Origin of the sequence: Intrasporangium zincisolvens (assembly GCF_034724055.1) — a bacterium.
GTDB classification, from domain to species: domain Bacteria; phylum Actinomycetota; class Actinomycetes; order Actinomycetales; family Dermatophilaceae; genus Monashia; species Monashia zincisolvens.
Genome location: NZ_JAWIIL010000002.1, coordinates 308,370 through 331,987 on the forward strand (window position 1 = coordinate 308,370; position 23,618 = coordinate 331,987).

Annotated in this window: 19 protein-coding genes; 11 read left to right on the plus strand and 8 right to left on the minus strand. The window is 74.6% G+C overall.

Annotated features, from left to right (window positions below):
* Position 1 precedes the first annotated feature (1 nt).
* Together RY076_RS05785 and RY076_RS05790 are read left to right on the plus strand one after the other, a co-directional pair.
* Complete coding sequence (locus tag RY076_RS05785) at positions 2 to 3,211, plus strand: ATP-dependent helicase (protein WP_323096641.1); 3,210 nt, start codon at positions 2 to 4, stop codon at positions 3,209 to 3,211.
* A complete protein-coding gene (locus RY076_RS05790; protein WP_323096642.1) occupies positions 3,208 to 6,690 on the plus strand; it encodes an ATP-dependent helicase in 3,483 nt (1,160 codons plus the stop codon). Before RY076_RS05785 ends, RY076_RS05790 begins: the two co-directional genes overlap by 4 nt.
* Before the next feature lie 21 nt (positions 6,691 to 6,711).
* Here RY076_RS05790 and RY076_RS05795 read toward each other — a convergent pair whose 3' ends face one another.
* Complete coding sequence (locus RY076_RS05795; protein ID WP_323096644.1) at positions 6,712 to 8,355, minus strand: phosphotransferase; 1,644 nt, start codon at positions 8,353 to 8,355, stop codon at positions 6,712 to 6,714.
* Positions 8,356 to 8,486: 131 nt separating this feature from the next.
* Between RY076_RS05795 and nudC the strand changes: the two genes are divergently transcribed.
* The gene (gene nudC, locus RY076_RS05800; RefSeq protein ID WP_323096645.1) at positions 8,487 to 9,461 is read left to right on the plus strand and encodes an NAD(+) diphosphatase; all 975 of its coding nucleotides are present in this window, start codon (positions 8,487 to 8,489) and stop codon (positions 9,459 to 9,461) included.
* Between the two features lie 15 nt (positions 9,462 to 9,476).
* On the opposite strand, the gene RY076_RS05805 is transcribed toward nudC, so the two are convergent.
* The gene (locus tag RY076_RS05805) at positions 9,477 to 9,737 is read right to left on the minus strand and encodes a mycoredoxin (protein WP_323096646.1); all 261 of its coding nucleotides are present in this window, start codon (positions 9,735 to 9,737) and stop codon (positions 9,477 to 9,479) included.
* A 116-nt stretch (positions 9,738 to 9,853) separates the two neighbouring features.
* Between RY076_RS05805 and ppk2 the strand changes: the two genes are divergently transcribed.
* The 5 genes from ppk2 (at position 9,854) to RY076_RS05830 (ending at position 14,596) form a co-directional block, all read left to right on the plus strand.
* On the plus strand, positions 9,854 to 10,711 hold the full coding sequence (ppk2, locus tag RY076_RS05810; RefSeq protein ID WP_323096647.1) for a polyphosphate kinase 2: 858 nt from the start codon (positions 9,854 to 9,856) through the stop codon (positions 10,709 to 10,711).
* Positions 10,708 to 12,891, plus strand: a complete 2,184-nt coding sequence (locus RY076_RS05815) for an ATP-dependent DNA helicase UvrD2 (protein WP_413785748.1) — start codon at positions 10,708 to 10,710, stop codon at positions 12,889 to 12,891. Before ppk2 ends, RY076_RS05815 begins: the two co-directional genes overlap by 4 nt.
* Before the next feature lie 708 nt (positions 12,892 to 13,599).
* Positions 13,600 to 13,887, plus strand: coding sequence for a WhiB family transcriptional regulator (locus tag RY076_RS05820; RefSeq protein WP_076262531.1), 288 nt, complete (start codon positions 13,600 to 13,602; stop codon positions 13,885 to 13,887).
* A gap of 87 nt (positions 13,888 to 13,974) precedes the next feature.
* Positions 13,975 to 14,109 carry a hypothetical protein gene (locus RY076_RS05825; RefSeq protein WP_323096648.1) on the plus strand — a complete coding sequence of 45 codons (135 nt, stop codon included), beginning with the start codon at positions 13,975 to 13,977 and terminating at the stop codon, positions 14,107 to 14,109.
* A gap of 250 nt (positions 14,110 to 14,359) precedes the next feature.
* Entirely contained in the window at positions 14,360 to 14,596 is a 237-nt protein-coding gene (locus tag RY076_RS05830) for a hypothetical protein (protein WP_323096649.1), read from the plus strand.
* Between the two features lie 104 nt (positions 14,597 to 14,700).
* On the opposite strand, the gene RY076_RS05835 is transcribed toward RY076_RS05830, so the two are convergent.
* From RY076_RS05835 to RY076_RS05845, 3 genes are all read right to left on the minus strand, one after another.
* Positions 14,701 to 16,065 (minus strand): ABC1 kinase family protein, encoded by a 1,365-nt coding sequence (locus tag RY076_RS05835; protein WP_323096650.1) that lies wholly within the window; start codon positions 16,063 to 16,065, stop codon positions 14,701 to 14,703.
* A 102-nt stretch (positions 16,066 to 16,167) separates the two neighbouring features.
* Positions 16,168 to 17,154 carry a hypothetical protein gene (locus RY076_RS05840; RefSeq protein WP_323096651.1) on the minus strand — a complete coding sequence of 329 codons (987 nt, stop codon included), beginning with the start codon at positions 17,152 to 17,154 and terminating at the stop codon, positions 16,168 to 16,170.
* Between the two features lie 188 nt (positions 17,155 to 17,342).
* The gene (locus RY076_RS05845; protein ID WP_020143053.1) at positions 17,343 to 17,504 is read right to left on the minus strand and encodes a DUF5679 domain-containing protein; all 162 of its coding nucleotides are present in this window, start codon (positions 17,502 to 17,504) and stop codon (positions 17,343 to 17,345) included.
* 617 nt (positions 17,505 to 18,121) lie between these two features.
* Between RY076_RS05845 and RY076_RS05850 the strand changes: the two genes are divergently transcribed.
* Complete coding sequence (locus RY076_RS05850) at positions 18,122 to 18,673, plus strand: M48 metallopeptidase family protein (RefSeq protein ID WP_323096652.1); 552 nt, start codon at positions 18,122 to 18,124, stop codon at positions 18,671 to 18,673.
* A 47-nt stretch (positions 18,674 to 18,720) separates the two neighbouring features.
* Here the strand turns inward: RY076_RS05850 and RY076_RS05855 are convergent, their stop codons facing one another.
* Together RY076_RS05855 and RY076_RS05860 are read right to left on the minus strand one after the other, a co-directional pair.
* Positions 18,721 to 19,341, minus strand: coding sequence for an NUDIX hydrolase (locus RY076_RS05855; RefSeq protein ID WP_323096653.1), 621 nt, complete (start codon positions 19,339 to 19,341; stop codon positions 18,721 to 18,723).
* Positions 19,338 to 21,131, minus strand: a complete 1,794-nt coding sequence (locus RY076_RS05860) for a zinc-dependent metalloprotease (protein WP_323096655.1) — start codon at positions 21,129 to 21,131, stop codon at positions 19,338 to 19,340. The genes RY076_RS05855 and RY076_RS05860 overlap by 4 nt, the downstream gene beginning before the upstream one ends.
* A 115-nt stretch (positions 21,132 to 21,246) precedes the next feature.
* On the opposite strand from RY076_RS05860, the gene RY076_RS05865 reads away from it, so the two are divergent.
* Positions 21,247 to 21,714 carry a molybdenum cofactor biosynthesis protein MoaE gene (locus RY076_RS05865; RefSeq protein ID WP_323096656.1) on the plus strand — a complete coding sequence of 156 codons (468 nt, stop codon included), beginning with the start codon at positions 21,247 to 21,249 and terminating at the stop codon, positions 21,712 to 21,714.
* Positions 21,711 to 22,871 carry a YlbL family protein gene (locus RY076_RS05870; protein ID WP_323096657.1) on the plus strand — a complete coding sequence of 387 codons (1,161 nt, stop codon included), beginning with the start codon at positions 21,711 to 21,713 and terminating at the stop codon, positions 22,869 to 22,871. Before RY076_RS05865 ends, RY076_RS05870 begins: the two co-directional genes overlap by 4 nt.
* Positions 22,872 to 22,932: 61 nt before the next feature.
* Here RY076_RS05870 and RY076_RS05875 read toward each other — a convergent pair whose 3' ends face one another.
* Positions 22,933 to 23,481 (minus strand): PPA1309 family protein, encoded by a 549-nt coding sequence (locus tag RY076_RS05875; RefSeq protein WP_323096658.1) that lies wholly within the window; start codon positions 23,479 to 23,481, stop codon positions 22,933 to 22,935.
* Positions 23,482 to 23,618 lie beyond the last annotated feature (137 nt).

Genomic DNA, 23,618 nt, shown 5'->3' on the forward strand with positions numbered 1-23,618 from the left:
GGTGGTCATCCTGCGTCGCGCCCCGGTCCCGGTCGCGCGGCAGGTGCGCCTCGACGCCTCCCAGCAGGCGGCGCTCGACTCCGACGCGCGCGTCCTCCGGGTGCTCGGCGCGCCCGGCACCGGCAAGAGCACCCTCGCCGTCGAGATCGTCGCCGACGCCGTCCGCCGCCGCGGCCTCCGCGCCGACCACTGTCTCCTGCTCACCTCGAGCCGCTCGGCGGCGGCCGAGCTGCGCCAGCGGGTCACCGCCCGCCTCTCCGGCACCACCACCGAGCCGCTGGCCCGCACGTGGCAGGCGTTCGGCTTCGGTGTCCTGCGCGCCGAGGCCGCGCTGCGCGGCGATCCCAGCCCCCGCCTTCTCAACGGTCCCGAGCAGGACGTCATCCTGCGCGACCTGCTCGCCGGGCACGCGTCGGGCGAGGTGCCCGGCCCGGACTGGCCGGACGCCCTGCGCGAGGCCCTGACCACGCGCGGCTTCCGCAACGAGCTGCGCGACCTGCTCATGCGTGCCGTCGAGCACGGCCGGGGCCCCGACGACCTGCACCGCCTCGGCGTCGAGCACGACCGCCCCGAGTGGGTGGCCGCCGCGCACGTCCTTCGCGAGTACGACCAGGTCACCTCCTTCAGCCGGCACGGCTCCTACGACCCGGCGTGGGTGCTCACCGCCGTCGCCGAGCGCCTCGAGGACGACCCCGACGCGCTCGACCGGCTCCACGCGCGCCTCGACCTCGTCGTCGTCGACGAGGCGCAGGAGGTCACGGCCGCGGCCGCACGCCTGCTGGCCGTGGTCGCGCCCTCCGGCCCGCGCGTCGTGCTCCTCGGCGACCCCGACGTCGCCGTGCAGAGCTTCCGTGGTGCCGACCCGCGCTTCCTCGCCCACGGGTGGGAGGCGCTCGCCGACGCCCCGCGGCGCCCGGCCGCGTCACCGGCGTCCACCGACACCGTCGTGCTCGAGCACGGCCACCGGCTCGGGCCGGCCCTCGACGCCGTCGCTGAGCGGGTCTCGCGGCGCATCGGTGCTCTCGGCGGTGGCGACCAGCGGCGCCACGAGCCGCGCCACGAGCCCGACGCGTCGGACGACGACCAGCGCGTCGCCGTGGCCCTGCTGCGCTCGGCCGCCCAGGAGGCGAGCCACGTCGGCAGCCTCCTGCGCCGGGCCCACCTCGTCGAGGGCGTGCCGTGGACCGACATGGCCGTCATCGTCCGTGGCTCGGGCCGGGCCGACACGATGCGCCGCACCCTGGCCCAGGCCGGCGTGCCCGTCACCGCGGGCACCGCCGAGACCCCCGTCCGCGACGAGAGCGCCGTGCGGCCGTTGCTCGCGATCCTGCAGGAGAGCCTTGCGGTGGCCCGCGCCGAGGTCGGCGGCGGGCGCCACGCCATCGACCCCACCATCGCCGCCGACCTCGTGCTGTCGGCCGTCGGCGGTTCCGACGCCGTGGGCCTGAGGCGGTTGCGGCGCGTCCTGCGTCAGGACGAGCTCGCCTCGGGCGGAGGCCGATCCAGCGACGAGCTGCTCGCCGACCTCCTCCTCGAACCACAGCGCGCGCACCTGCTCGGCTCGGTCGGGCGCGCCGCCGCGCGCGTCGCCGACGCCATCGCCTCCGGGGCCGCCGCGGCCCGCGTGACGCCCGAGGGTCGCTGGGGCTCCGGCGTCACCGCCGAGACCGTCCTCTGGGCCGTGTGGCAGGGCGCCGGCGTGGCCGAGGCGTGGCGGCGCACGGCCCTCGCGGGCGGCCCGCCCGGTGAGCGCGCCGACCGCGACCTCGACGCCGTCCTCGCCCTCTTCGACGCCGCCGGCGCCTACGTCGACCGGCTGCCGACGGCGGGTCCCGACAAGTTCCTCGACCACGTGCTCGGGCAGGACGTCCCCGGCGACACCCTCGCGGCCCGCGGGCAGGCCGGCGGGAGCGTCGCCCTGCTGACGCCCCAGTCGGCCGCCGGGCGGCAGTGGCGCATCGTCGTCGTCGCCGGGGTGCAGGAGGGCGTGTGGCCCGACCTGCGGCTGCGCGGCTCGGTGCTCGGCTCGGAGGACCTCGTCGCCGTCGTCGCCGACCGGCCGCTCGGCTTCCGCGCCGCCCAGGCCCAGGTGCGCTACGACGAGACCCGCCTCTTCCACGTCGCCGTCACCCGCGCCACCGAGCGCCTCCTCGTCACCGCCGTCGGCAACGAGGACGAGCAGCCCTCCGTCTACCTCGACCTCGTCGACCCCCCGGAGGGCGAAGGCGTTGCGGCAGAGGTGCGCCCGCACTCCGAGGTCGCTCGCACCATGACCCTGTCGGGCCTCGTCGGCGAGCTGCGCCGCGAGGCCGTCAACCCCGACCCGGGCGTGGCCGAGCCGGCGCTCGCCGTCCTCGCGGCCGCCGCCCAGGCCGGCGTGCGCGGCGCCGACCCGGCGTCGTGGTGGGCGCTGCGCTCGCTCACCGACGACCGCCCCGTGCGCCGACCCGACGAGCCGGTGCCGGTGTCGCCCTCGAAGGTCACCTACTTCTCCGACTGCGGCCTGCGCTGGTTCCTCACGGCGGTCGGCGGTGAGGGCACCCAGCTCGGTGCCGCGTCGGTCGGCACGTTCGTCCACGACGTCGTCGCCGAGCTGCCCGACGCCTCGCTCGCCGAACTGCGCGCCGAGGTCGACGCGCGCTGGGGGCGGCTCGGCCTGCGCCCGGGCTGGACCACCGAGCGCACCCGCCGCGAGGCCCACGACATGGTGGCCCGCTTCGTCTCCTACCGTGACGGCACGGAAGGGGCGTGGCAGCGGGTCGGCATCGAGAAGGACTTCCGCGTGCCGGTGGGGCGCGCCCTGCTCGGCGGCCGGGTCGACCGCATCGAACGCAACGCCGCCGGCGGCATCCGGATCGTCGACCTCAAGACCGGGTCGTCGAAGCCGTCACGCGCCGAGCTCGCCGCGCACGGCCAGCTCGGCGCCTACCAGGTGGCCGTGCAGGAGAACGGCTTTCCCGAGCTCGGCACCGACAGCGCCGGTGCCGCCCTCGCCTTCATCGGCAAGGCCGGCCTGTCCGGCCTGAAGCCGAGCGTGCTCGACCAGCCGGCCCTCGACGCGAGCCCCGACCCCGCGTGGGCGCGGGCCCTCGTCGAGTCGACGGCCGAGGGGATGGGTGCGGCGGAGTTCGTCGCGGCCCAGGGCAAGGCGTGTGAGACGTGCCCGGTGCGCTCGTCGTGCCCGGTCCAGCCGGAGGGGGACGCACTGTGACGACCACGGCAGGCACCATCATCGACGGGGCGTCGGTGCGCGACGGGGGCGGGTCGGTCGAGGAGGCCGCGCCGCGGCACTCGGCGCTCGACATCGCGCACGCCCTCGGCATGCCGCCACCGACCGCCGAACAGGGCGCCGTCATCGAGGCGGGCCCGCGCCCGCTGCTCGTCGTCGCCGGAGCCGGCTCGGGCAAGACCGAGACGATGGCTGCACGCGTCGTCTGGCTCGTCGCCAACGACCTCGTCGCGCCCGACCAGGTGCTCGGCCTCACCTTCACCCGCAAGGCCGCCGCCGAGCTGAGCCAGCGCATCGGCAAGCGCCTGCGCGGCCTCGTGCGGGCGGGGCTCTGGGAGCCGCCCGCCGACGACGGCACCGGCGCCGAGGTGCTCGGCGGCACGCCGACCGTCTCCACGTACCACGCCTACGCCGGGCGGCTCGTGCGCGAGCACGCCCTCCGCGTCGGCATCGAGCCCGAGTACCGCGTCCTCACCGAGGCCGGCGCGTGGCAGCTCGCGGCCGAGGCTGTCGCACGGTGGGACGGCCCCATGGAGGACGTCGTCAAGAGCGAGTCCACCGTCATCTCGGCCGTCATGGCGCTCGCCGGCGAGATGGCCGAGCACGTGCGCACGCCGTCCGAGGTCATCGAGCACCTCGACGCCGTCATCGCGCGGCTCGAGTCGCTGCCCGACGGCGAGGGCCGCGGCAGCACCACCCCGGCCCGCGACGCCTTGGCCGTCCTGCGCGAGCGGCGCACCGTGCTGCCCATCGTCCAGGCGTTCCTCGACCTCAAGCGCGAGCGCGAGTCGCTCGACTTCGCCGACCAGATGGCCGTCGCCGCAAGGCTGTCCGGCTCGGTCCCGGCCGTCGGAGCCACCGAGCGCGAGCGGTTCCGCGCGGTGCTGCTCGACGAGTTCCAGGACACCTCCGAGGCGCAGCTGGCCCTGCTGCGCTCGCTCTTCCACCACCGCGACGTCGCGCTGACCGCCGTCGGCGACCCCAACCAGTCGATCTACGGCTGGCGCGGCGCCTCGGCCACCACGCTGCTGCGCTTCCCGGGCGAGTTCGCCGACGCGTCGGGCGCGGCCTCGGTGCTGCCGCTGTCGACGAGCTGGCGCAACGACGCCGCCATCCTCGAGGCCGCCAACGTCACCGCCGGCCCGCTCGCCACCGAGCACGTGCAGCCGCTCCGGGCGCGCCCCGACGCCGGTCGCGGCGCCATCTCGGTGGCCCGCCTCGACACCGCCGAGGCCGAGGCCGAGCACGTCGCGGCGTGGATCGCGAGCCGCTGGGGCTCCCCGTCGGGGCGGCGCACCGGCCGGTCCGCGGCGGTGCTGTGCCGGCGTCGGTCCAGCTTCCCCATCGTCCTCGAGGCCCTGCGCCGCCAGAACCTCCCCGTCGAGGTCGTCGGGCTCGGTGGCCTGCTCGTCACTCCGGAGGTCAGCGACCTCGTCGCGGCCCTCTGGGTCGTGCAGGACCCCACGCGCGGCGACATGCTGATGCGCCTGCTCACCGGGCCCGTCGTCCGGCTCGGCGCCGCCGACCTCGCCGGGCTCTGGTCGTGGGCGCGCGAGCTGCACTCGCGGCCGTGGCGCGTCGGGGCGGCACCGACGACCCAGGGCGCGCTGCCCCTCGAGGCGCTCGCCGACGCGTCGCCCTCCGGACGGGGCGAGCCGCCCACCCCCGACGCCGCTGGGGACGCCGCCGACGCGCCGGACCGGCGCGGGTCCGACCTCGCCTCCGACAGCGCCGACACCGCCACCCTCGTCGAGGCCCTCGACGAGCTGCCCCGGCCGGGCTGGACCGGTCGCGACGGCGCCCGCATCGGCGACGAGGCGCTGCGCCGGCTGCACGACCTCGCCGACGTCGTGCGCCGGCTGCGGCGCCTCACCGCGCTGCCGCTCGTCGACCTCGTCGGCGAGGCCGAGGTGGCCATCGGCCTCGACGTCGAGGTGCTGGCCCGCGCCGAGCACACGGCGTCCACCGCCCGCGTCCACCTCGACGCCTTCGCCGACGTCGCGGCCCGCTACGCCACGAGCTCGGACCGCCCGACGCTCTCGGGGTTCCTGTCCTGGCTCGACGCCGCGCGCGACCAGGAGCGCGGCCTCGACGCCGGTCACGTCGAGTCCGACGCCGACGCCGTCCAGGTCCTCACCGTCCACGCGGCCAAGGGCCTGGAGTGGGACGTCGTCGCCGTGCCCTCGCTCGTCGAGGGCGTGTTCCCGGCCCACTCCGCCACCTCGGTGTCCGTCGTCGACGACGCCGACCCCGTCGAGTACGCGTGCGCCGGCGAGCCCAAGGACAAGGGCTGGCTCGTCGGCCTCGACTCCGTGCCCTACGACCTGCGCGGCGACCGCGACGGCCTGCCCTTCCTCGACTGGCGCACCGTGCCCGACCGCAAGGGGCTCAGCACCGCCATCGAGACCTTCGTCCTCGACGGCGGCCGGCACGCGGTGGCCGAGGAGCGGCGCCTGGCCTACGTCGCGCTCACCCGCGCCCGCTCGGAGATGCTCCTGTCGTGCCACGTCTGGGGCGTGACGAAGAAGACCCTCTCGGTGCCCTCGCGCTTCCTCACCGAGGTGTGCGAGGCGATGCCCGACGAGGTCACCCGGACCCACTGGGAGCCGGCCCCGGAGCCGGTCGTCGACGACAAGGGCAAGGCCGCGGCGCCGACCAACCCGCACCTCGCCGTTCCCGTCTCCGCGATGTGGCCGCACGACCCGATGGGCGACCGGCGGGCCGCGCTCGAGGGCGTCGCCTCGCGCCTGGCCTCGGTCATGGACTCGGGTGTGCCTGTGCCGCAAGGCGACCCGCGGGTCGACGACCTGCGCCTGCTGCTCGCGGAGCGCGCGGCGCGGCGGGCCCGAGGGCAGGAGCCGGTCGTCGACGTGCCGCGTCACCTGTCGGCGTCGGCCGTCGTGTCGCTCGCTCGCGACGTCGAGGCCTTCGCCATGTCGCTGCGCCGCCCGATGCCGCAGCCGCCGGCCGTCGCGGCCCGGCAGGGCACGGCCTTCCACGCGTGGGTCGAGGAGCACTACTCGAGCGCGGCCATCGTCGACCTCTTCGACCTGCCCGGCAGCGCCGACGAGGGCGCGGCCGACGACGCCGACCTCGACGCGATGAAGGAGCACTTCCTCGCCGGCGAGTGGGCCGGGCTGGTGCCCGAGGAGGTCGAGCTGTCGATCGAGACCGTCATCGACGGCATCGCGGTGCGTGGCCGCGTCGACGCCGTGTTCCGGCGCCCCGACGGCGGCTTCACCGTCGTCGACTGGAAGACCGGCGCGCGTCCCACCGGCCGTGACGCCGCCGTCCGGGCCCTGCAGCTCGGTGCCTACGCCCTTGCGTACGCCCGACTCCGGGGTGTGGCAGCGGAGCGGGTCGACGCGGCCTTCTACTACGCGGCCGAGGGCGTCACGGTGCGACCGGAGGTGCCGGGGGAGCAGCAGCTGCTCGACCTGCTGCGGACCCTGCCCGACTGACGCCGGCCGGACCCACGCGGCTCAGCCGGCGCGGCCCGGCCCCGTCGAGGACTCGGGCAGGGCCTCGACCTCGTCGATCTCGAAGGGTGAGGAGTCGGCTGCGTCGACGTACGGGACGGGTTCGGAGCGGCGCGGGGCCGGGGCGTCCTGCGTCTGCAGCTCCGTGTCGGGCTCCTGCGACGGCTCCTGTGCCGGTTCCTGTGCCGGATCCCCGACAGGGGCGCGAACCGCGTCGGACGGGCCCTCGTCGACGGGCGGTGGCACGTGCACCGAGGGGTCGATGAGCACGGTGTCCGCGCCCCGGAACGGTGGCGCAGGTGCCGCGTCGGGGCCGGACGCATCGGACTCCTGCGACGGCCGGGTGTCGGAGTCCACCTCGTCGGGCCCGGCTCCGTCGTGCAGCAGCGGGGCCATCGGCACGGCCTGGGTCTCGGATCCGGCTCCGTCGTGCAGCAGCGGCGCCATCGGCACCGCCTGGGTCTCGGATCCGGCTCCGTCGTGCAGGAGCGGCGCCATCGGCACCGCCTGGGTCTGCGGTGCGGGACCGTCGCGCAGCAGCGCGGCCATCGGCACCGCCTGGGTCTCGGCGAGCATCGGGAAGGCCGGCCCGGGCTCGGCGTCGGTGCTCCGGTGGGGCCGCTCGGGGTCGTCCGGGTCGAGGTCGTCGGGGTGCGTGTCGGCGTCCGAGTGCGCGGCGCGGCTCCGCTCGCTGCGCGCGGCGTCCTCCCGCTCGTACTCGGCGTCGAGCTCCTCGACGTGCGCGTCGAGCTCGCGGAGCAGGGCCGCGGTGCGCTCGACCGCGTCGGTGCGGCCCTCGGCGGAGGCCTGCAGCAGGGTGGTGAGCGCAGCCATCTCGGCGGCGAGGCGGGCCCGGCGCACCAGGTGGCCGTCGGGCCGCTCGACCCGCGACTCGGCATAGGCGGCGAGGACGGTGTCGAAGGTGTCGGGGTCGAGCGATGCGACGAGGTCGGCGAAGTCGTCGGCAGGGTCGCCGACGCGCGACTCCTCCCACGCGAGCAGGCCCACGACGCGCCCCGTCGAGGCGTCCTCGTCGTCGTCGAACTCGGCGAGCACGTTGGGGCCGGTGAACGTGCCGTGCACGGCCGTGGGGGCGAACCGCCACACCGAGACGTCCTCGAGCTGACGCTCCCAGCGAGTCAGCAGCCCGGTCGGGACGTGTCCGGTGGCGGCGGCCCGGTCGAGGTCGGACAGCCGCCGGTGCCGGTGCGTCTCGGCGTCGTAGGTGGGTCGGCCGGCCTCCTCGTAGAGGAGGTGCTCGACGTTGTGCACGTGGGCGAGCGCACGACCGACGGCCTCGGCGAGCGGGCCGGGCTGCAGGGCCGTGAAGTCGAGCGGACGGCCCTGCAGGCGCGGGTACACGGCGGCACGGCCCTCGGCGACGGGCGCGTGGCCGTGGTAGGCCGGCACGGCGAGGTCGAGGCGCCGGGCGAGCAGGGCCGAGAGAGCGACGACGTCGTCGAGCTGCGCTCCGGCTCCGGGCGTGCGCGGCACCTTGACGACCCACTCACGCTCCTGGCGGTCGCGCACGTGGGCGATCTCGAAGCGGTCGTCGGCGAGCGCGGCGACGCCCCGGACCGAGACCGGGTCGAGGCCCGGCACGGCAGAGCTCGCCAGGGCGGCGAGGAACAAGGGGCTGCGCGTCACGCGCCCACGGTAGGCCGCGCGTGCACCCGATCGTGGGAGGCGGGGTGTGCGCGCCCGGTCGCGCCGCCGGGTCGCTGCCGCCGCGGGGACGCCCCTGCGCGGGGTCGCGGAACGCGTCCTAGGGTGGGGGCGTGGCCCAGGTCGACGACACCCTGCACGATCTCGCGCTCTCCCGGGGCACCCTCGACCGCGTCTCCCACGAGCGAGCGCGTCCCGATGCCGTGGAGACACTCCTCACCGACCCGCGCACCGTCGTCGTCGAGGTCCGCGGCGATCGTCTCCACACGGTCGACGACGGACGTGGTGCGCTCGCCCTGTCCTCCCGCACCCCCGAGCCCGGCGACGCCGACCGGCTCGTCCTGCACCTCGGGCGCGACGCCGACGGGGTGGCCCACGTGGCCGTCGTCGTGCCGGCACCCGACCGGGCGACGGACGGGACCGACCCGGCCCAGCCGTCCGACGCGTCGGACGGCTGGCTGACGCTGCGGCAGGCGGCCGAGGCGATGGACGTGCGCGACGCCGGGGTCTTCACCACGGCGCTCGCCCTCGCCCACTGGCACGCATCTCACCGGTTCTGCCCCCGCTGCGGTGCGCCGACGGAGGCCGTCCAGGCCGGCTGGGTGCGCCGGTGCACGGCCGACGGCAGCGAGCACTACCCGCGAACCGACCCCGCCGTCATCATGTCGGTCGTCGACCCCGACGACCGGCTCCTGCTCGGCCGGGGCCCGCAGTGGCCGGAGGGGCGTTTCTCGGTGCTCGCCGGCTTCGTCGAGCCGGGGGAGTCCTTCGAGGCCGCCGTGGCGCGCGAGGTCCGCGAGGAGGTCGGCATCGGCATCGACGGCGCCCGCTACCTCGGCAACCAGCCGTGGCCGTTCCCCTCGTCGGTCATGATCGGCTTCGCGGCCACGACGACCACGACCGACCTCGTCCTCGACCTGGCCGAGATCGTCGAGGCCCGGTGGGTCACGCGCGCGGAGTACCGCGACCTGCTCGTGGGCGGCACGATCCGCACGCCGAGCGGGATCTCCATCGCCAAGCGGATCATCGAGCGCTGGCTCGGCGCCACCGTCGAGTCGGTCACCGGTGGCGCGTCGCCGCGCTGGTGACGTGCGCCGGACGCGTCAGCTGGCGAGGCGCTGCTTGACCTCGGCGAGAGAGGGGTTCGTGGCAGCCGTGCCGTCAGGGAACACGACGGTGGGGACGGTGCGGTTGCCGGCGTTGACCTGCTCGACGTAGTCGACGTGCTCGGGGTTGGCCTCGAGGTCGATCTCGGTGAACGGCACGCCCTCACGCGTCAGCTGGCCCTTGAGCCGGGTGCAGTAGCCGCACCACGTCGTCGTGAACATCGTGATCGAGCCCTCGTCGGGGGTGACCTTCGGCATGCCGTTCCTTCTCCTCGTCCGGCCTGCGTGCGGCCGGAACTGCGTCGCCGCACGCTTCTCGTGCCGGCTGGGGACGACCCGTCGCACGTGTCGTCCCTCGATGCAAGGATGACTCCATGGCCTCGCGCGGTGCAAAACGACCCCGGAAGATGGACATCGGGGTCTACGAGGCCGAGGTCCGGCGCCTGCAGTCCGAGCTCGTTTCCTTCCAGGAGTGGGTCCGGGCCACCGGGCAGCGCGTCGTCGTCGTGTTCGAGGGGCGCGATGCCGCCGGCAAGGGTTCGTCGATCAAGCGCATCACCGAGTACCTCAACCCACGCGTCGCCCGCATCGCCGCCCTGCCCGCGCCCACCGACCGCGAGCGCAGCCAGTGGTACTTCCAGCGCTACGTCTCGCACCTGCCCGCGGCCGGCGAGATCGTCCTGTTCGACCGCTCCTGGTACAACCGCGCCGGCGTCGAGCGGGTCATGGGCTTCTGCACCGACGAGCAGTACCACCGCTTCCTGGCCCAGGCGCCCGTCTTCGAGCAGATGCTCGTCGAGGACGGCATCATCCTGCGCAAGTACTGGTTCAGCGTCTCCGACGTCGAGCAGGAGCGGCGCTTCCGGTCGCGTGCCAAGGACCCCATGCGCCAGTGGAAGCTCTCGCCGATGGACCTCGAGTCCATCACCCGGTGGGAGGACTACTCCCAGGCCAAGGACCTCATGATGGCCGCGACGAGCACCCTCTGGGCGCCGTGGCACGTCGTCGAGTCCGAGGACAAGCGGCGCTCGCGGGTCAACGTCATGCACCACCTGCTCACCTCCATCCCGCACGAGCCGATGACGCCCGACGTGCCTCCGGTGCCCAAGCGTCCGGCCCCGCGCGGGTACGAGCGCCCGCCCCAGGGCGACCAGAACTACGTGCCCGACCACGCCGCCGACGTCCTCGCCGCCGCGGCCGAACCCCACCGCTCGAAGGGTGATCCCTCCTGAACCCCGCACGCCCCGCAGGCCCCGCACCTACCGCCGCGCCGGCTCGCTCGGCCGACGACATCCTCGCCGGCCTCGACCCCGAGCAGCGCGAGGTCGCCGTCGCCCCGGCCGGCCCCCTCTGCATCCTCGCCGGTGCCGGCACGGGCAAGACGCGCGCCATCACGCACCGCATCGCCTACGCGGTCCACTCCGGCGCCCAGCAGCCCCAGCGCGTCCTCGCCCTGACCTTCACGGCCCGCGCGGCGGGGGAGATGCGCACCCGCCTGCGCGGCCTCGGCGTGGGTGGGGTCCAGGCCCGCACCTTCCACGCCGCGGCGCTGCGCCAGCTGCACTACTTCTGGCCGCAGGCCATCGGTGGGGCGGCCCCGGAGGTCATGAGCCACAAGGCGCCGGCCGTCGCCGAGGCCGCCTCGCGGCTGCGGATGCAGTTCGACCGCACGACGATCCGCGACCTCGCCGCCGAGGTCGAGTGGGCCAAGGTCAACCTCCTGACGCCCCAGTCCTACGCGACGCGAGCCCGTGAGGCCCGCCGCGAGCCCCCCGGCGTCGACCACACGGCGATGGCGCGCCTCTTCGAGGCCTACGAGGACGTCAAGCAGCGCCGCGGCGTCATCGACTTCGAGGACGTCCTGCTGCTCACCGTCGGCATCCTCGACGAGCGCGACGACATCGCTCGCACGGTCCGCTCCCAGTACCGGCAGTTCGTCGTCGACGAGTACCAGGACGTCAACGACCTCCAGCAGCGGCTGCTCGACCTCTGGCTCGGCGAGCGCACCGACATCACGGTCGTCGGTGACCCCGCCCAGACCATCTACTCCTTCACCGGGGCCAGCCCGCGCCACCTCGTCGGTTTCCCCAAGCGCTTCCGCGGGGCGCACGTCGTGCGGCTCGTGCGCAACTACCGGTCCTCACCGCAGATCGTCACGCTCGCCAACACCATCGTCGGCTCGGGCACCCAGGCGGCCCGCGAGGGAGCGGTACGGCTGCAGGCCCAGGGCGAGAACGGCCCCGTTCCCGAGCTGCTGTCGCACGCCGACGACCCGGCCGAGGCCGCAGCGGTCGCCGCCCGCATCCGTGCCCTCGTCGACGACGGCCACGAGGCGGCCGAGATCGCCGTGCTGTTCCGCACCAACGCCCAGTCCGCGGCCTTCGAGTCGGCGCTCACCGACGCCGACGTGCCCTACCTCGTGCGCGGCGGCGAGCGGTTCTTCGCGCGCAAGGAGGTGCGCGACGCGATCCTGCTGCTGCGCGGGGCCGCCCGCAGCGACGACGGCGAGAAGTCGCTCGGCAGCATCACCCGCGACGTCATCACCGGCGCCGGCTGGTCGCCGGAGCCCCCGTCGGGCGGGGGAGCGACGCGAGAGCGCTGGGAGTCGCTGAGCGCCCTCGCGACGCTGGCCGACGACATGACGGCCGCCGCGCCCGAGGCCCGTCTGCCCGAGCTCGTCGCCGAGCTCGACCGGCGCGCGGCCGAGCAGCACGCGCCGGCCGTCCAGGGCGTCACGCTCGCGAGCCTGCACGCGGCCAAGGGCCTCGAGTGGGACACCGTCTTCCTCGTCGGCGCCTCCGACGGCCTCATCCCGATCTCCATGGCTGACGGCCCCGACGCGGTCGAGGAGGAGCGTCGCCTCCTCTACGTCGGCCTGACCCGGGCCCGTCGCCGGCTGCTCATCTCGTGGTCCTCGGCGCGCACCCCCGGCGCCCGCGCCACCCGACGCGTCTCGCGCTTCCTCGCGCCGGCCACCGACATCCTCGGGTCCGGCGCCCGGGCCGAGGCCCGCAGCGGCGGCGGCTCGCGCCGCTCCGCCCCGAAGCAGGCACGGCTGGCCTTCTGCCGCGGCTGCGGCACCGAGCTGACCACCGCCGCCCAGCGCAAGACGGGCCGGTGCGACGCGTGCCCGCCCACCTACGACGAGGCCACCTTCGAGCGGCTGCGCACCTGGCGGCTGGCCGTCGCGCGCCTGGCGAGCGTGCCCGCGTACGTCGTCTTCACCGACGCCACACTGACCGCAATCGCCGAGGAGGCGCCCTCCGACGACGCCGGGCTCGCGGCCATCAGCGGCGTCGGGGCCCGCAAGATCGAGCAGTACGGCGCCGACGTGCTCGCCATCCTCGGCGGTGCAGACCCAGAACCACTGCTGGAAAGCCGTTCTGCCGCAAAGGAATCCGCGATTCCTTGAGTTCGCGTGAAAAAACTTCGGAAATCTTCGTTAAATGAGTTGTTCGGCAACTCACGCCCCGCGTACCCTTTAGGACGTCAAGCCCAGTGGCTCAGGTGGCCAGCTGGGGTTCGCGAGACAGAGATAGGAGGGTCGGCCTGATGGACATCACCACGATGACGATGAACGCAGTTTCCTGCGTCCTTTCCGTGCGTCCGCGCGTTGCCGGCCCGATCCGTCTTGCGCACTCCACGTTCGAGGGCCAGGGGACCGCTGTGTCCGCCGCCGCCCAGGGCGGTCGTGTCGCCGCTCTCCGCGCCCCGATCACGGGAGACGTCTCGGTCCTCGGCCGCACGTTCGCCCCCGCCTACAAGACCACCGATGTCGTTCGCTCCCGCTCTGGGAGGCCACCGGTCTGACACCCAGACCTCAGCCTCACTCCAGGCCGCGAACCCGACATCACCGGGTCCGCGGCCTTCGTGTTTCCCGGACACGTTTCAGGACCGATTGCCGCTCCACCGCAGTAACCGCCACCACGCAGCGGCCCCCGACCGGGCGCCGCGACAGACACGACAGATCAGGGACACAGAGATGACTCCTCGGATGCCGAGCAGCAGGACCGAGACCCGCACCACCGGTGCCGGCCTTCGGACCCGAACCGAGAGCACGACGACAACGAGTGAGCAGGGGCGCCTCACCACGGGAGCCCCGGAGACGGAGGTGAGAACGATGCAGCTGAGCGAACTGATCGACATGAGGACCGAGGCCGAGCAGGTCGGCGAGACCATCCCGTGCCGCGACTACGACGCCGAGCTCTGGTTCGCCGAGCGACCGGAGGACGTCGAGTTCGCCAAGACCCTCTGCGGGCTCTGCCCCGCACGGGTCCAGTGCCTCGCCGGCGCCCTCGAGCGCCAGGAGCCGTGGGGTGTCTGGGGCGGGCAGCTGCTCGTCCAGGGCGCCGTCGTCGCGAGGAAGCGACCCCGCGGCCGTCCGCGCAAGCACCCCGTGGCCGCCTGATCCCCCTGTGACGCGACGCGACCCACATGGATCACCGGACCACCGACCACACGACCACCAGCATTCTTCCCAGACGAGGAGACCGTCATGAACCAGCTCGAGATGCTGGCTCGCGACCGGATCAACCAGCGCAGTCAGCGCCAGGAGCGCAGCGGCATCCGTCGCAGCGCCCGGCTGATCGCGCAGGAGATCCGCGCCAGTCGACGCCACAACCAGAAGTGACGCCGGTCCCGGCCGACCGGGACGTCACGACCAGCACCACACAACTGAACGCAAGTGAGCGAGCCGCGGGTGACGCGCACGTCACCCGCGGTTCCGCGTTCCCGGGCGCGGTCCCCTCCCCGACGCGTCCGCCCGCCTCCCGCTGAACGGAGTGCAACTCCGCCCGCCTGCCTGCCCGCAGGTTGTGGCGTGGCTCCCACACGACGCGCGTCCGCGGCGGATACTCGAGGTGAGGAGAAGGGAGATCCCCATGGTCACCTCGCACACCGACGCAGCGCAGGACGCCGCGTCCACCAGCCCCACCGACGCAGACTCCGCCGACGCCCCCATGGTGTGCGGCTCGTGCGGACGCGTCGCCTCCCGCGCCGAGGCGCTCCTGTCGTGGAGCCGAGGCACCGAGCGCGGCCGCACGACGTGGACGTGCGTGGCCTGCAGCCGCGAGAACGTCCGCTCCATCGAGAGCAAGCTGGACCCGGCCTGGTGGTGAGCCGCGGCGCTCGCGATTGTCCCTGAGTCGCCCTGCGGCACAGCACGTTTCGTCGGGTGTGCTGCTCCGCCCACGATGTCGCACACGCTGACGCGGCAGTGCGCTCAGGCGTCGGTACGCGCGCCCGGGTCCTCGGTGTTCGGCAGCTCCTCGATCGGGGGCAGGTCGGCCCCCGGCAGGAGGGCGTCGACTGCCTCGCGTCCGTGCACCGTCCCGCCGAGCTGCGACAGCACCCCGATGCCCCCGCCCCAGACCCGGTGGATGAGCAGGTACTCCCGCGGCAGGTTGAGCTTGAAGGCGACGGCGTAGTTCGGCTGGCGCGGGTCGTTGATGTGGGCGAAGACCCCGCGCAGCCACTCGCGGCTGAAGGTGAACTCGTCGGTGCGGAACGGCGCCATGAACGGCTCGAGGTAGTCGAGCAGCCGTTGCGCGTCGATGTCGATGCCCGAGCGGACGAAGCCCAGCTCGCGCAGGCCCTCGAGGACCTCCTCGGCGCTGCCGCTCAGGCCCGTCGTCAGCAGCGGGCCGATCTCGGCGGGCATGCCGCCCGGCAGCCGGTTGACGGCGCCGAAGTCGATGATGCCGAGACGGCCGTCGGGCGTGATGCGGAAGTTGCCGGGGTGCGGGTCGGCGTGCAGCAGCCCGGCGCGGGCCGGCCCCGCGAGGAGGAACTCGAGGTAGAGCTGCGACGCGGCGTCGCGCTGCTCCGGCGTGCCCGACTCGATGATGCGCGAGAGCGGCAGGCCCTCGAGCCACTCGGAGACGATGACGTGCTCGGCGCCCTCGACGACGTCTGGCACCGCGAACTCGGGGTCGTCGCGGAACGCGGCGGCGAAGGCCCGCTGCGACTGCGCCTCGAGGCGGTAGTCGAGCTCCTCGGCCATCCGCTCGCGCAGCTCCTCGAGGATCGGGCCGAGCTCGATGCCGGGCACCCAGCCGGCGGCCACCTTGGCCACGCGCGAGATCTGGCGCAGGTCGCTCATGAGGGCCGCGCCGGCACCGGGGTACTGGATCTTGACGGCGACCTCCCGGCCGTCCTCCCACACGCCCCGGTGCACCTGGCCGATCGAGGCCGAGGCCACGGGCTGGTCGTCGAACGAGATGAACCGAGTGGGCCAGCGGGCGCCGAGGCTCGCCCGCAGCACGCCGTGGACCGAGCTCGTCGGCATCGGCGGCGCGCTGTCCTGCAGCTTGGTCAGCATGACCCGGTAGGGCCCGGAGAGGTCCTCGGGCAGGGCCGCCTCGAAGATCGACATGGCCTGCCCGAACTTCATGGCGCCGCCCTTGAGCTCGCCGAGCACCTGGAACAGCTGCTGGGCCGTGCGCGCCTGCAGCTCGGCCGTGACCATCTCGGCCGGACGGCCGCCGATGCGCTTGCCGAGGCCGAGGGCGGTGCGGCCGGCGAACCCCAGCGGCACCGAGGCGAGCTTGGCCGAGCGCACGACGGCCTTGCGGGGCAGGTCGGTCATCGGGCACCTCCTGGGTCTGGCTCGCGGCGTCGGTCTTCCGGCTCGCTCCCGACTCTAGATGTTCGGGGCCACGGTTCGGACGGACGGCCCGGATCCCCGACCTCAGGCGGGGCGAAGAGCCGCGGCGTCGGCTCGGTCCGGGTGGGCCGTGCACAGCGGGTGCGGGCTCCATCGCCGGTGGTCCATGCGTGGCCACGGCAGCCCGACCTCCACGGAGACCCCGCCGGGCAGCACGTCGCCGCGCAGCACCCGACCGGCGAGGAGCGTCACGGCCCCCGCGACCAGCTGGGAGAGCCCGGGTGCGAGCGGCTCGCGCCACGGCGAGGTGCCGGTGACCCGGACGCCGGCCGGCGCCGGGTCGTCGTGGCGCATGGCCTGGGTCAGGACGGTCGGCCACGCGTCGTCGCGGTCGGTCCGGTGCCGCTCCAGGCACCAGAGGCACGGGCCGGAGCCGTCCGCCGTCACGAGCGGGCCAACGGTGGCCGCGGGCCCGGCGCCGCTCACCGGCAGGTGCGGGACGCCGTGCCGCAGCCAGACGTCGCCCCGGCGCGGGTCGACGAGGGGAGCGCCGACGAGCACCACGAGGGCGGGCGCGTCGCGGCCGGGGTCCGCGACGGCGACGTCGACGTCCGACCGTTCGCTGACGACGAGGGCGGACCCGGCGTCGCACAGCGCGGCGGCGACGTCGGCGGCCAGGGACGCGTCGCCGTCGACGAGGACGCGGCGTCGTTCGGCAGTGGAGGACGGCGAAGCGGAAGGAACCGGTCCCGGGGCCTCGACGCCGTGTGGACCGCGCGGCCCGGTGCCGACGACCCGCGCCGCGTCGACGAGGACGCCGAGGGACGTGGCGAGCAGGAGGACGTCGCGCCAGCGCCTGCGGGCGACACCCGCGTCGGCCGCGACGGCGTAGGTCTGCTCGCGTGTCAGGGACCCGTCGAGGCCGGCGAGCAGGGCCGCCTCCTGCGGTGTGACGCCCTCGACGACGGGCGCGCCTGGCCGCAGGCCGAACTGGACCTCGCCGGGCCGACGCACGTAGGGGCGCAACCACGCCGGCAGGCGGGGACGGTCGGGGACCGGGGAGGGGGACATCGGGACCTCCAGGGCAGCTCGGGCGGTGGACCGGCGCCCGTCGGGCGGGTGTCCGGGTCCGCTCAGGCTGGCAGGGGCGCGTCGGGACGCGGGCGCGTCGTCCACAGGTCCCGGGCACGCACGAGGGGCGGGACCCGTTCGGGTCCCGCCCCTCGAAGTACGGCGTCAGCGACGCCGTCGCGACCTGGTCAGGCCTTGCCCAGAATGCGGTTGAGGTTCGTGCCACAGACGGGGCACTGGCCCTTGGCCATGCGGCGACCGTTGTCGGAAACGACAACCTTGCCCTCGGCCTCGCGCTTCTCCTTGCACTTCACGCAGTAGAACTCGCCCTTGTAGGTCTCGTCAGCCATTGGTGTCTCCTTGTAGCTGGCGCCCATCCGACGGGCGCCTCGACTCCTGCAACCCTAGAGCACGCTGAGCACGAAATCATGCTCATCCCCCGCTGGGCGCGCGCGTCGCCGATGAGGTACAAGCCGTGCTCGGCACCGCTCTCGCCGCCTCGGGCGCCGGTACGACACGGTGAGCACGACGTGAGCACGGCGTGAGCACGGCGTGAGCACGACCCGAGCACGACCCGAGCACGACCCGAGCCGGGCCGCGTGCAGGGGGCGGGCGGGTCCCGCGAGCTGCGGCACCCCGGCGCCCGAAACCCCATCGAGTGAGCACTCCGTCACTCCCGTACCAGTGACTGGCGGGAGGGAAGTGACGCGTGGGGCTGGGTGCTCACTCGACGAGGTGGTGCCGGCGGGGGCTGAGTGACGGGTGGGGCGGGGTGGTCACTTGATCAGGTGGTGCCGGCGGGGGCTGAGTGACGGGTGGGGCGGGGTGCTCACTCGACGGGGGGAGGCGATGGGTGCATCTCCGGGGCGGCGGTGGGTAGGGGGAGGCGACGCGGGCAGCCGGGCGGCTCCCGCGAGTCCGCTGCGTGCTCCCGCCCGCTGTCGGCGGGCTGGCCTAGCCTGCCCCTATGGCAGTCGCGTCGCGCGAGGTGGTGCACACGGTGGTCGACGGTGTCGCCGTCGAGGTCCGCCGCAGCCCGCGTCGTCGCCGCACGGTCTCGGCCTACCGCCAGGAGGGGCGGCTCGTCGTCCTCGTCCCGGCGCGGATGAGCCGCGCCGAGGAGGGGGAGTGGGTGCGCACGATGGTCGCCCGCGTCGCGGCGTCGGAGAAGCGCCGGCAGCGCAGCGACACCGACCTGCAGCGCCGGGCCCTCGAGCTGTCCCGCGAGCACCTCGGCGGTCGGGCCGTCCCCTCGAGCGTGCGCTGGGTCGGCAACCAGGCGAGCCGCTGGGGCTCGTGCACGCCGGCCGACGGCACGATCCGCCTGTCCGACAAGCTGCACGGCATGCCGTCGTGGGTGATCGACTACGTCCTGCTCCACGAGCTCGCCCACCTGCTCCAGCCCGGGCACGGCCCGCAGTTCTGGGTGCTGCTCCAGGGCTACCCGCGCCTCGAGCGGGCGCGTGGCTACCTCCAGGGCGTCTCCGCGGCGGCCGGGCTCGACCTCAGCGACGACTGACAGCCGGCAGCCACGGCCTCGTTCCGGTGGGGGTGCGGGCCGACGCGTCAGCCGTGCAGGGCGCGCAGCCCCGCGTCGACGAGCGGCCGCAGCTCGTCACGGGTGCCCTCGGGCAGGTCGTCGACGGGCCACCAGCGCACGTCGAGCGACTCCTCGCTGACGCGGGCTCGGGCGTCACGGGGCACCACCGCGGCGAAGCGCACGTCGAGGTGCTCCCGACATCTGCCGAAGTCGCCGACGAGCTCGTGCCGGTCGAGCTGGACGATCCCGGGCAGCACGGTGAGCCCGTCGATGCCCGACTCCTCCGTGGCCTCGCGACGCGCCGCGTGCCACACCGACACGTCACCGGCCTCGTAGTGTCCGCCGAGCTGGAACCACGCCAGCGCCCGGCGGTGGTGGGTGAGCAGCGTCGACGTGCCCTCCGCGTCGAGCACGACGACGCTCCCGGTCAGGTGCGCGGGCGGACCCTGCTTGCTCATCGCGTCGGGGTGCGCGGCGAGGTGGGCCAGGAACTCGGCGCGGAGGCGCTCCTGCCCGGCGTCGGGGGCGTCCCACGCCTCGAGCCGCTCGACGGCATCGGCCCGCAGGCGCAGCCAGGCGCGCTCGACGTCGGCCGAACCGTCAGCCTCGCGCGCACTCGCCGGCCCCGGGTGCCGGGCGGCGGTCACCGCGGCGGGCCGGGCTCGTCGCGGGGCTCGTTGCCGGGCTCCTCGCCCGACTCGTCAGGCGCGTCCGACGTGCCACTCCGGTGCTCGCGGTCGGCGTCCTCGAGGATGCCGCGCAGGACGGCGTCGAGGTCACCGAGCTCGCCGGCACCGGAACTCTCGCCCGGGCCGGCGGCCGAGCCGCCCTGGACACGCTCGACGTACCCGATCGGGTCGTCGAGGTCGGCCGACGTGGGGGCGAGGTCGGGGTGGGCCCAGCGGCCGTCGCGCAGCTCGGCACCGCCGGCGCTCTCCAGCGCGGCCCAGAGGTTGGCGGCGTCGCGCAGCCGTCGCGGTCGCAGCTCGAGGCCGACGAGCCCCGCGAACGTCTTCTGCGCCGCGCCCCCGACCCGACGCCGGCGGATCGTCTCGGCGAGGGCGGCCGACTGTGGCAGGTGCCGCGCGGTGGCGCGGTCGGTGACGTGGTCGACCCACCCCTCGGCGAGGGCGAGGAGCGTCTCGAGCCGGTCGAGGGCCGCCTGCTGGGCGGTCGTGGGCTGGGGGCGGAACAGGTTGCCCTGCAAGGCGGCCCGCAGCGCCTCGGGGTCGGAGGGGTCGATCGTCGACAGCGCCGACTCGATGGCGTCGGTGTCGATCGTGATGTTGCGGGCGTAGTCGGACACGGCCGACAGCAGCTGCGGCCCGAGCCACGGCACCTCGGCGAAGAGCCGGATGCGGGCGGCCTCGCGGACCGCGAGGTAGAGGCGCACCTGCGCGACGTCGATCTCGAGGGAGTCGGCGAGAGCCGCCACGTTGCCCGGCAGCAGAGCGACGAGGCCGGGCTCGGTCAGGGGGAGCCCGACCTCCGTGCCGCCGACGACCTCGGTGGCCAGCGTGCCGACGGCCTGGCCGAGCTGGGCCGAGAACATCTGCCGGCTGAGGTTGCCGAGCATCGGGGCCCACTGGTCGACCATGGCACGCGGGTCGAAGCCGGCCGGCAGCCCCGGCGGGAGCGCGTCGCCGAAGGCCTCGGGACCGAGCTCGCCGACCTGCTTGCGCAAGGCATCCGACGTCGCGGCGGTGACCCCGTCGGAGACCGGCTCGATGAGCTCGAACCAGCGCGGCATCGTCGCCTCGACCCACTCGGCCCGGCTCAGACCGGTGGCCCGCCAGGCCGGCGTCGACAGCGTCGTCTCCTCGTCGAGCCACAGCGAGGCGACCGACACCGCGTCCATGACCGCCCGCGAGGCCGCGTCGTCGTGCACGTCGTTGCCCTCGGCAGCACTCACGTGCTTGCGGGCGACGTCGGTGGCGAGGTCGCGCGAGCCGGTGGGGGAGTCCTGGGCGGCCATGAAGCTGCCGAGCTGGGCGCGCATCGCGGCCTGCGTGGCGGGGTCGGTGAGGTCGACGCCCATGCTGCGCATCGCCTCTGCGAGCTCGGGGTTGCCCGCAGCCTCGCCGAGGACGTGCTCGAGCATGGCGCCAAGGTCACCGGTGGGCAGGTCGCCGGTGGGCAGGTCGCCGCCGGCGCCCGGCCGGCGCAGCGGCAGCCCGAACGGGCTGTCGGCGCCGAAGAGGCTCGACGGGTCGGGGGGCACCGCAGGCATCGACGGCATCGAGGACTCGCTGGACTGGCTCGGCTCCGACGCCCCGGCGTCGGGGGTGCGGCCCTCGTCCTCGGCCTGCGCGTCCTGCTCGTGCTGCTCGTGCTGCTCGTGCTGCTCGTGCTGCCCGTCGCCCGGTCGCTCGCCCGGCGCGTCGCCCTGCCCGGCGTCCTGTCCGTCGTCCTTGCGGGGGCCCTGGTCGTCGGCCATCCTGCTCATCCCCATCGCCGCTGTCGGTTGTCTATCCAAGACAACCACGGACGCGTCCGGTTGGTTCCCCCGCCGTCGCCCACAGCGGGCGCATCCCACGGCCGGGCAGCATACGATGGCCCGCGTGACGGTCACCCTTGCCGAGATCCGCGAGGCACCCCTGTCGGTCGACGAGGTGCTCGCGAGCGTGTCCGACCCCCGCGCGGGCGGCACGTGCCTCTTCGTGGGGACCGTCCGCGACCACGACGGCCCGGCCGACGCGTCCCCGGACGCCTCTGATTCCCCGGAGGCCAAGGGCGTCAGCCACCTCGACTACACGGCGCACCCGCAGGCCGCCGACGTCGCGCGCGAGCTCGCCGAGAAGCTCGCGGCCGACGGCCGGGTCGTGCGGATCGCCGTCGTCCACCGCGTCGGCCACCTCGAGGTGGGCGACGTCGCGGTCGTCGTCGGCGTCAGCGCCGAGCACCGGGGCGAGGCGTTCGAGGTGTGCCGCACCCTCATCGACGAGTTCAAGGCGAGCGTCCCCATCTGGAAGCACCAGCAGTTCACCGACGGCGCCGACGAATGGGTCGGACTGCCGTGAGGACCATCAAGCGGGTGCCGGCCGACCAGCCCGGCACGTTCCCCGGCGCGCCGCTCGACGGCTCGGGTCCGGGCGGCGCGGGCGCGAGCACCGTCGACGACGGCCGGCTGACGCGCGGCAACAAGGTGGTCCTCGGCCTCTTCTTCGCCTTCCTCGTGGCGATGGTCGTCGGCTCGCTCGTGCACCTGCCCTACGCCGTCATGAGCCCCGGCCCGACCCAGGACACTCTCGGCGTCTCGGCCGACGGCAAGAAAACCCCGATCATCTCGGTCTCGGGCCTGCCCACGTACCCCACCGACGGCGCCCTGCGGTTCACGACGGTCCGCGTCGAGGGTGGCCCCGGCTACCCGGTCGACCTGTGGGACGTGCTGCGCGCGTGGATCGACCCGGCCCGCGATGTCTACCCGGTCGACGACGTCTTCGACCCGAAGGTCAGCGAGGAGCAGGTCGCCGAGGAGAACGCCGTCCAGATGGCCGGCTCGCAGGAGGAGGCCACCGCCGTGGCTCTGCGTGCGATCGGCAAGGACGTGCCGACGCACATCGTCATCGCCCAGCTGAGCGAGCAGTCCAAGGCCAAGGACCTGCTCAAGCCCAAGGACCGCATCGTCCGTGTCGGCGACACCGAGATCACCTCGGCCGACGACGTCCGCACCGCGCTGCAGCAACGCCGCCCCGGCGACACCGTCGAGCTGACGGTCGTGCGCGACGGCAAGGACGTCACCGTCAGCGTCCCGACGATCGAGGGCCAGGGCGGACGCACCGCGCTCGGCGTCGTCCTCAGCCTGGAGCACGACTTCCCGGCCACGGTCAAGATCGACGCCGGCTCGATCGGCGGCCCGTCCGCCGGCCTGATGTTCAGCCTCGGCATCTACGACAAGCTGACGCCCGGTGCGCTCGCGAACAACCACCAGATCGCCGGCACCGGCACCATCGACGACAGCGGCAACGTCGGCCCGATCGGCGGGATCCGCCAGAAGCTCGCCGGTGCCCGCGCCGACGGCGCCACGTGGTTCCTTGCGCCGGCCGACAACTGCGACGAGGTCGTCGACCACGTGCCCGACGGCCTGAACGTCGTCAAGGTGTCGACCTTCGACCAGGCCAGGAGCGCGGTCGAGGCGATCGCGAGCGACAAGACGGGCTCGCTGCCGCACTGCTGAGCCGGCGCTGACCCGGCGCCGCCGGGTCGTCGCGACCCGGCCGGGCGGCCGAGATGGGCGGTCAGTCCGCCAGCGTCGCGCGCAGCGCCTCGACGAGGCCCGGCGCGAGGTCGCGTCCGGTGGCCACGGCATCGTCGGAGTCGTGCTCGCGCTGACGCAGCAGGCAGATCGAGGAGCCGTCGCGCAGCACCGCGACGAGCAGGCGCACGTCCTTGCGGTCGGGGTGGGAGGCGAGGGCCTCGACGGCGTCGTCGGGCCGGTTCGGCAGGTCACGCTCGGCCTCGGGCGGCACGACCATCCGCTCGATGGCGAAGGCGCAGCCGTCGACCTCCGCCGGCCAGGCGATCCGGCCGAGCAGCGTCTCGAGCGAGCTCGTCTGCGCCAGGCCCTCCTGCTCGATGGCGGTCAGCGCGCCCTCGGCGAGGTCGGCGGGGCCCATGCCGGCGCGGAGCTGGGGTTCGCGCTCGAGCAGGTCGGCGGTGCGCACGAGCGCGAAGAGCCGGGCGGGTTGGTCCCAGCCGGACGCTGCGACGTGGCGCTCGGTGTCGAGGGCGGCGACGGAGAGGGGATCGATGACGGGCTGGGAGGTCACGCGTCCATGCTGCCGCATGACGCCGCCACCACCGTCCTCGGACCCGCCCACCACCTGTCCACGACCCGCCCACGGCCCGCCCACGTCACGGTGCGGTATCGGCTCGGCGAAGCGCACGGGTCGCCGGGTTATGGTTTGGCTGGCGGCCCCGGCCG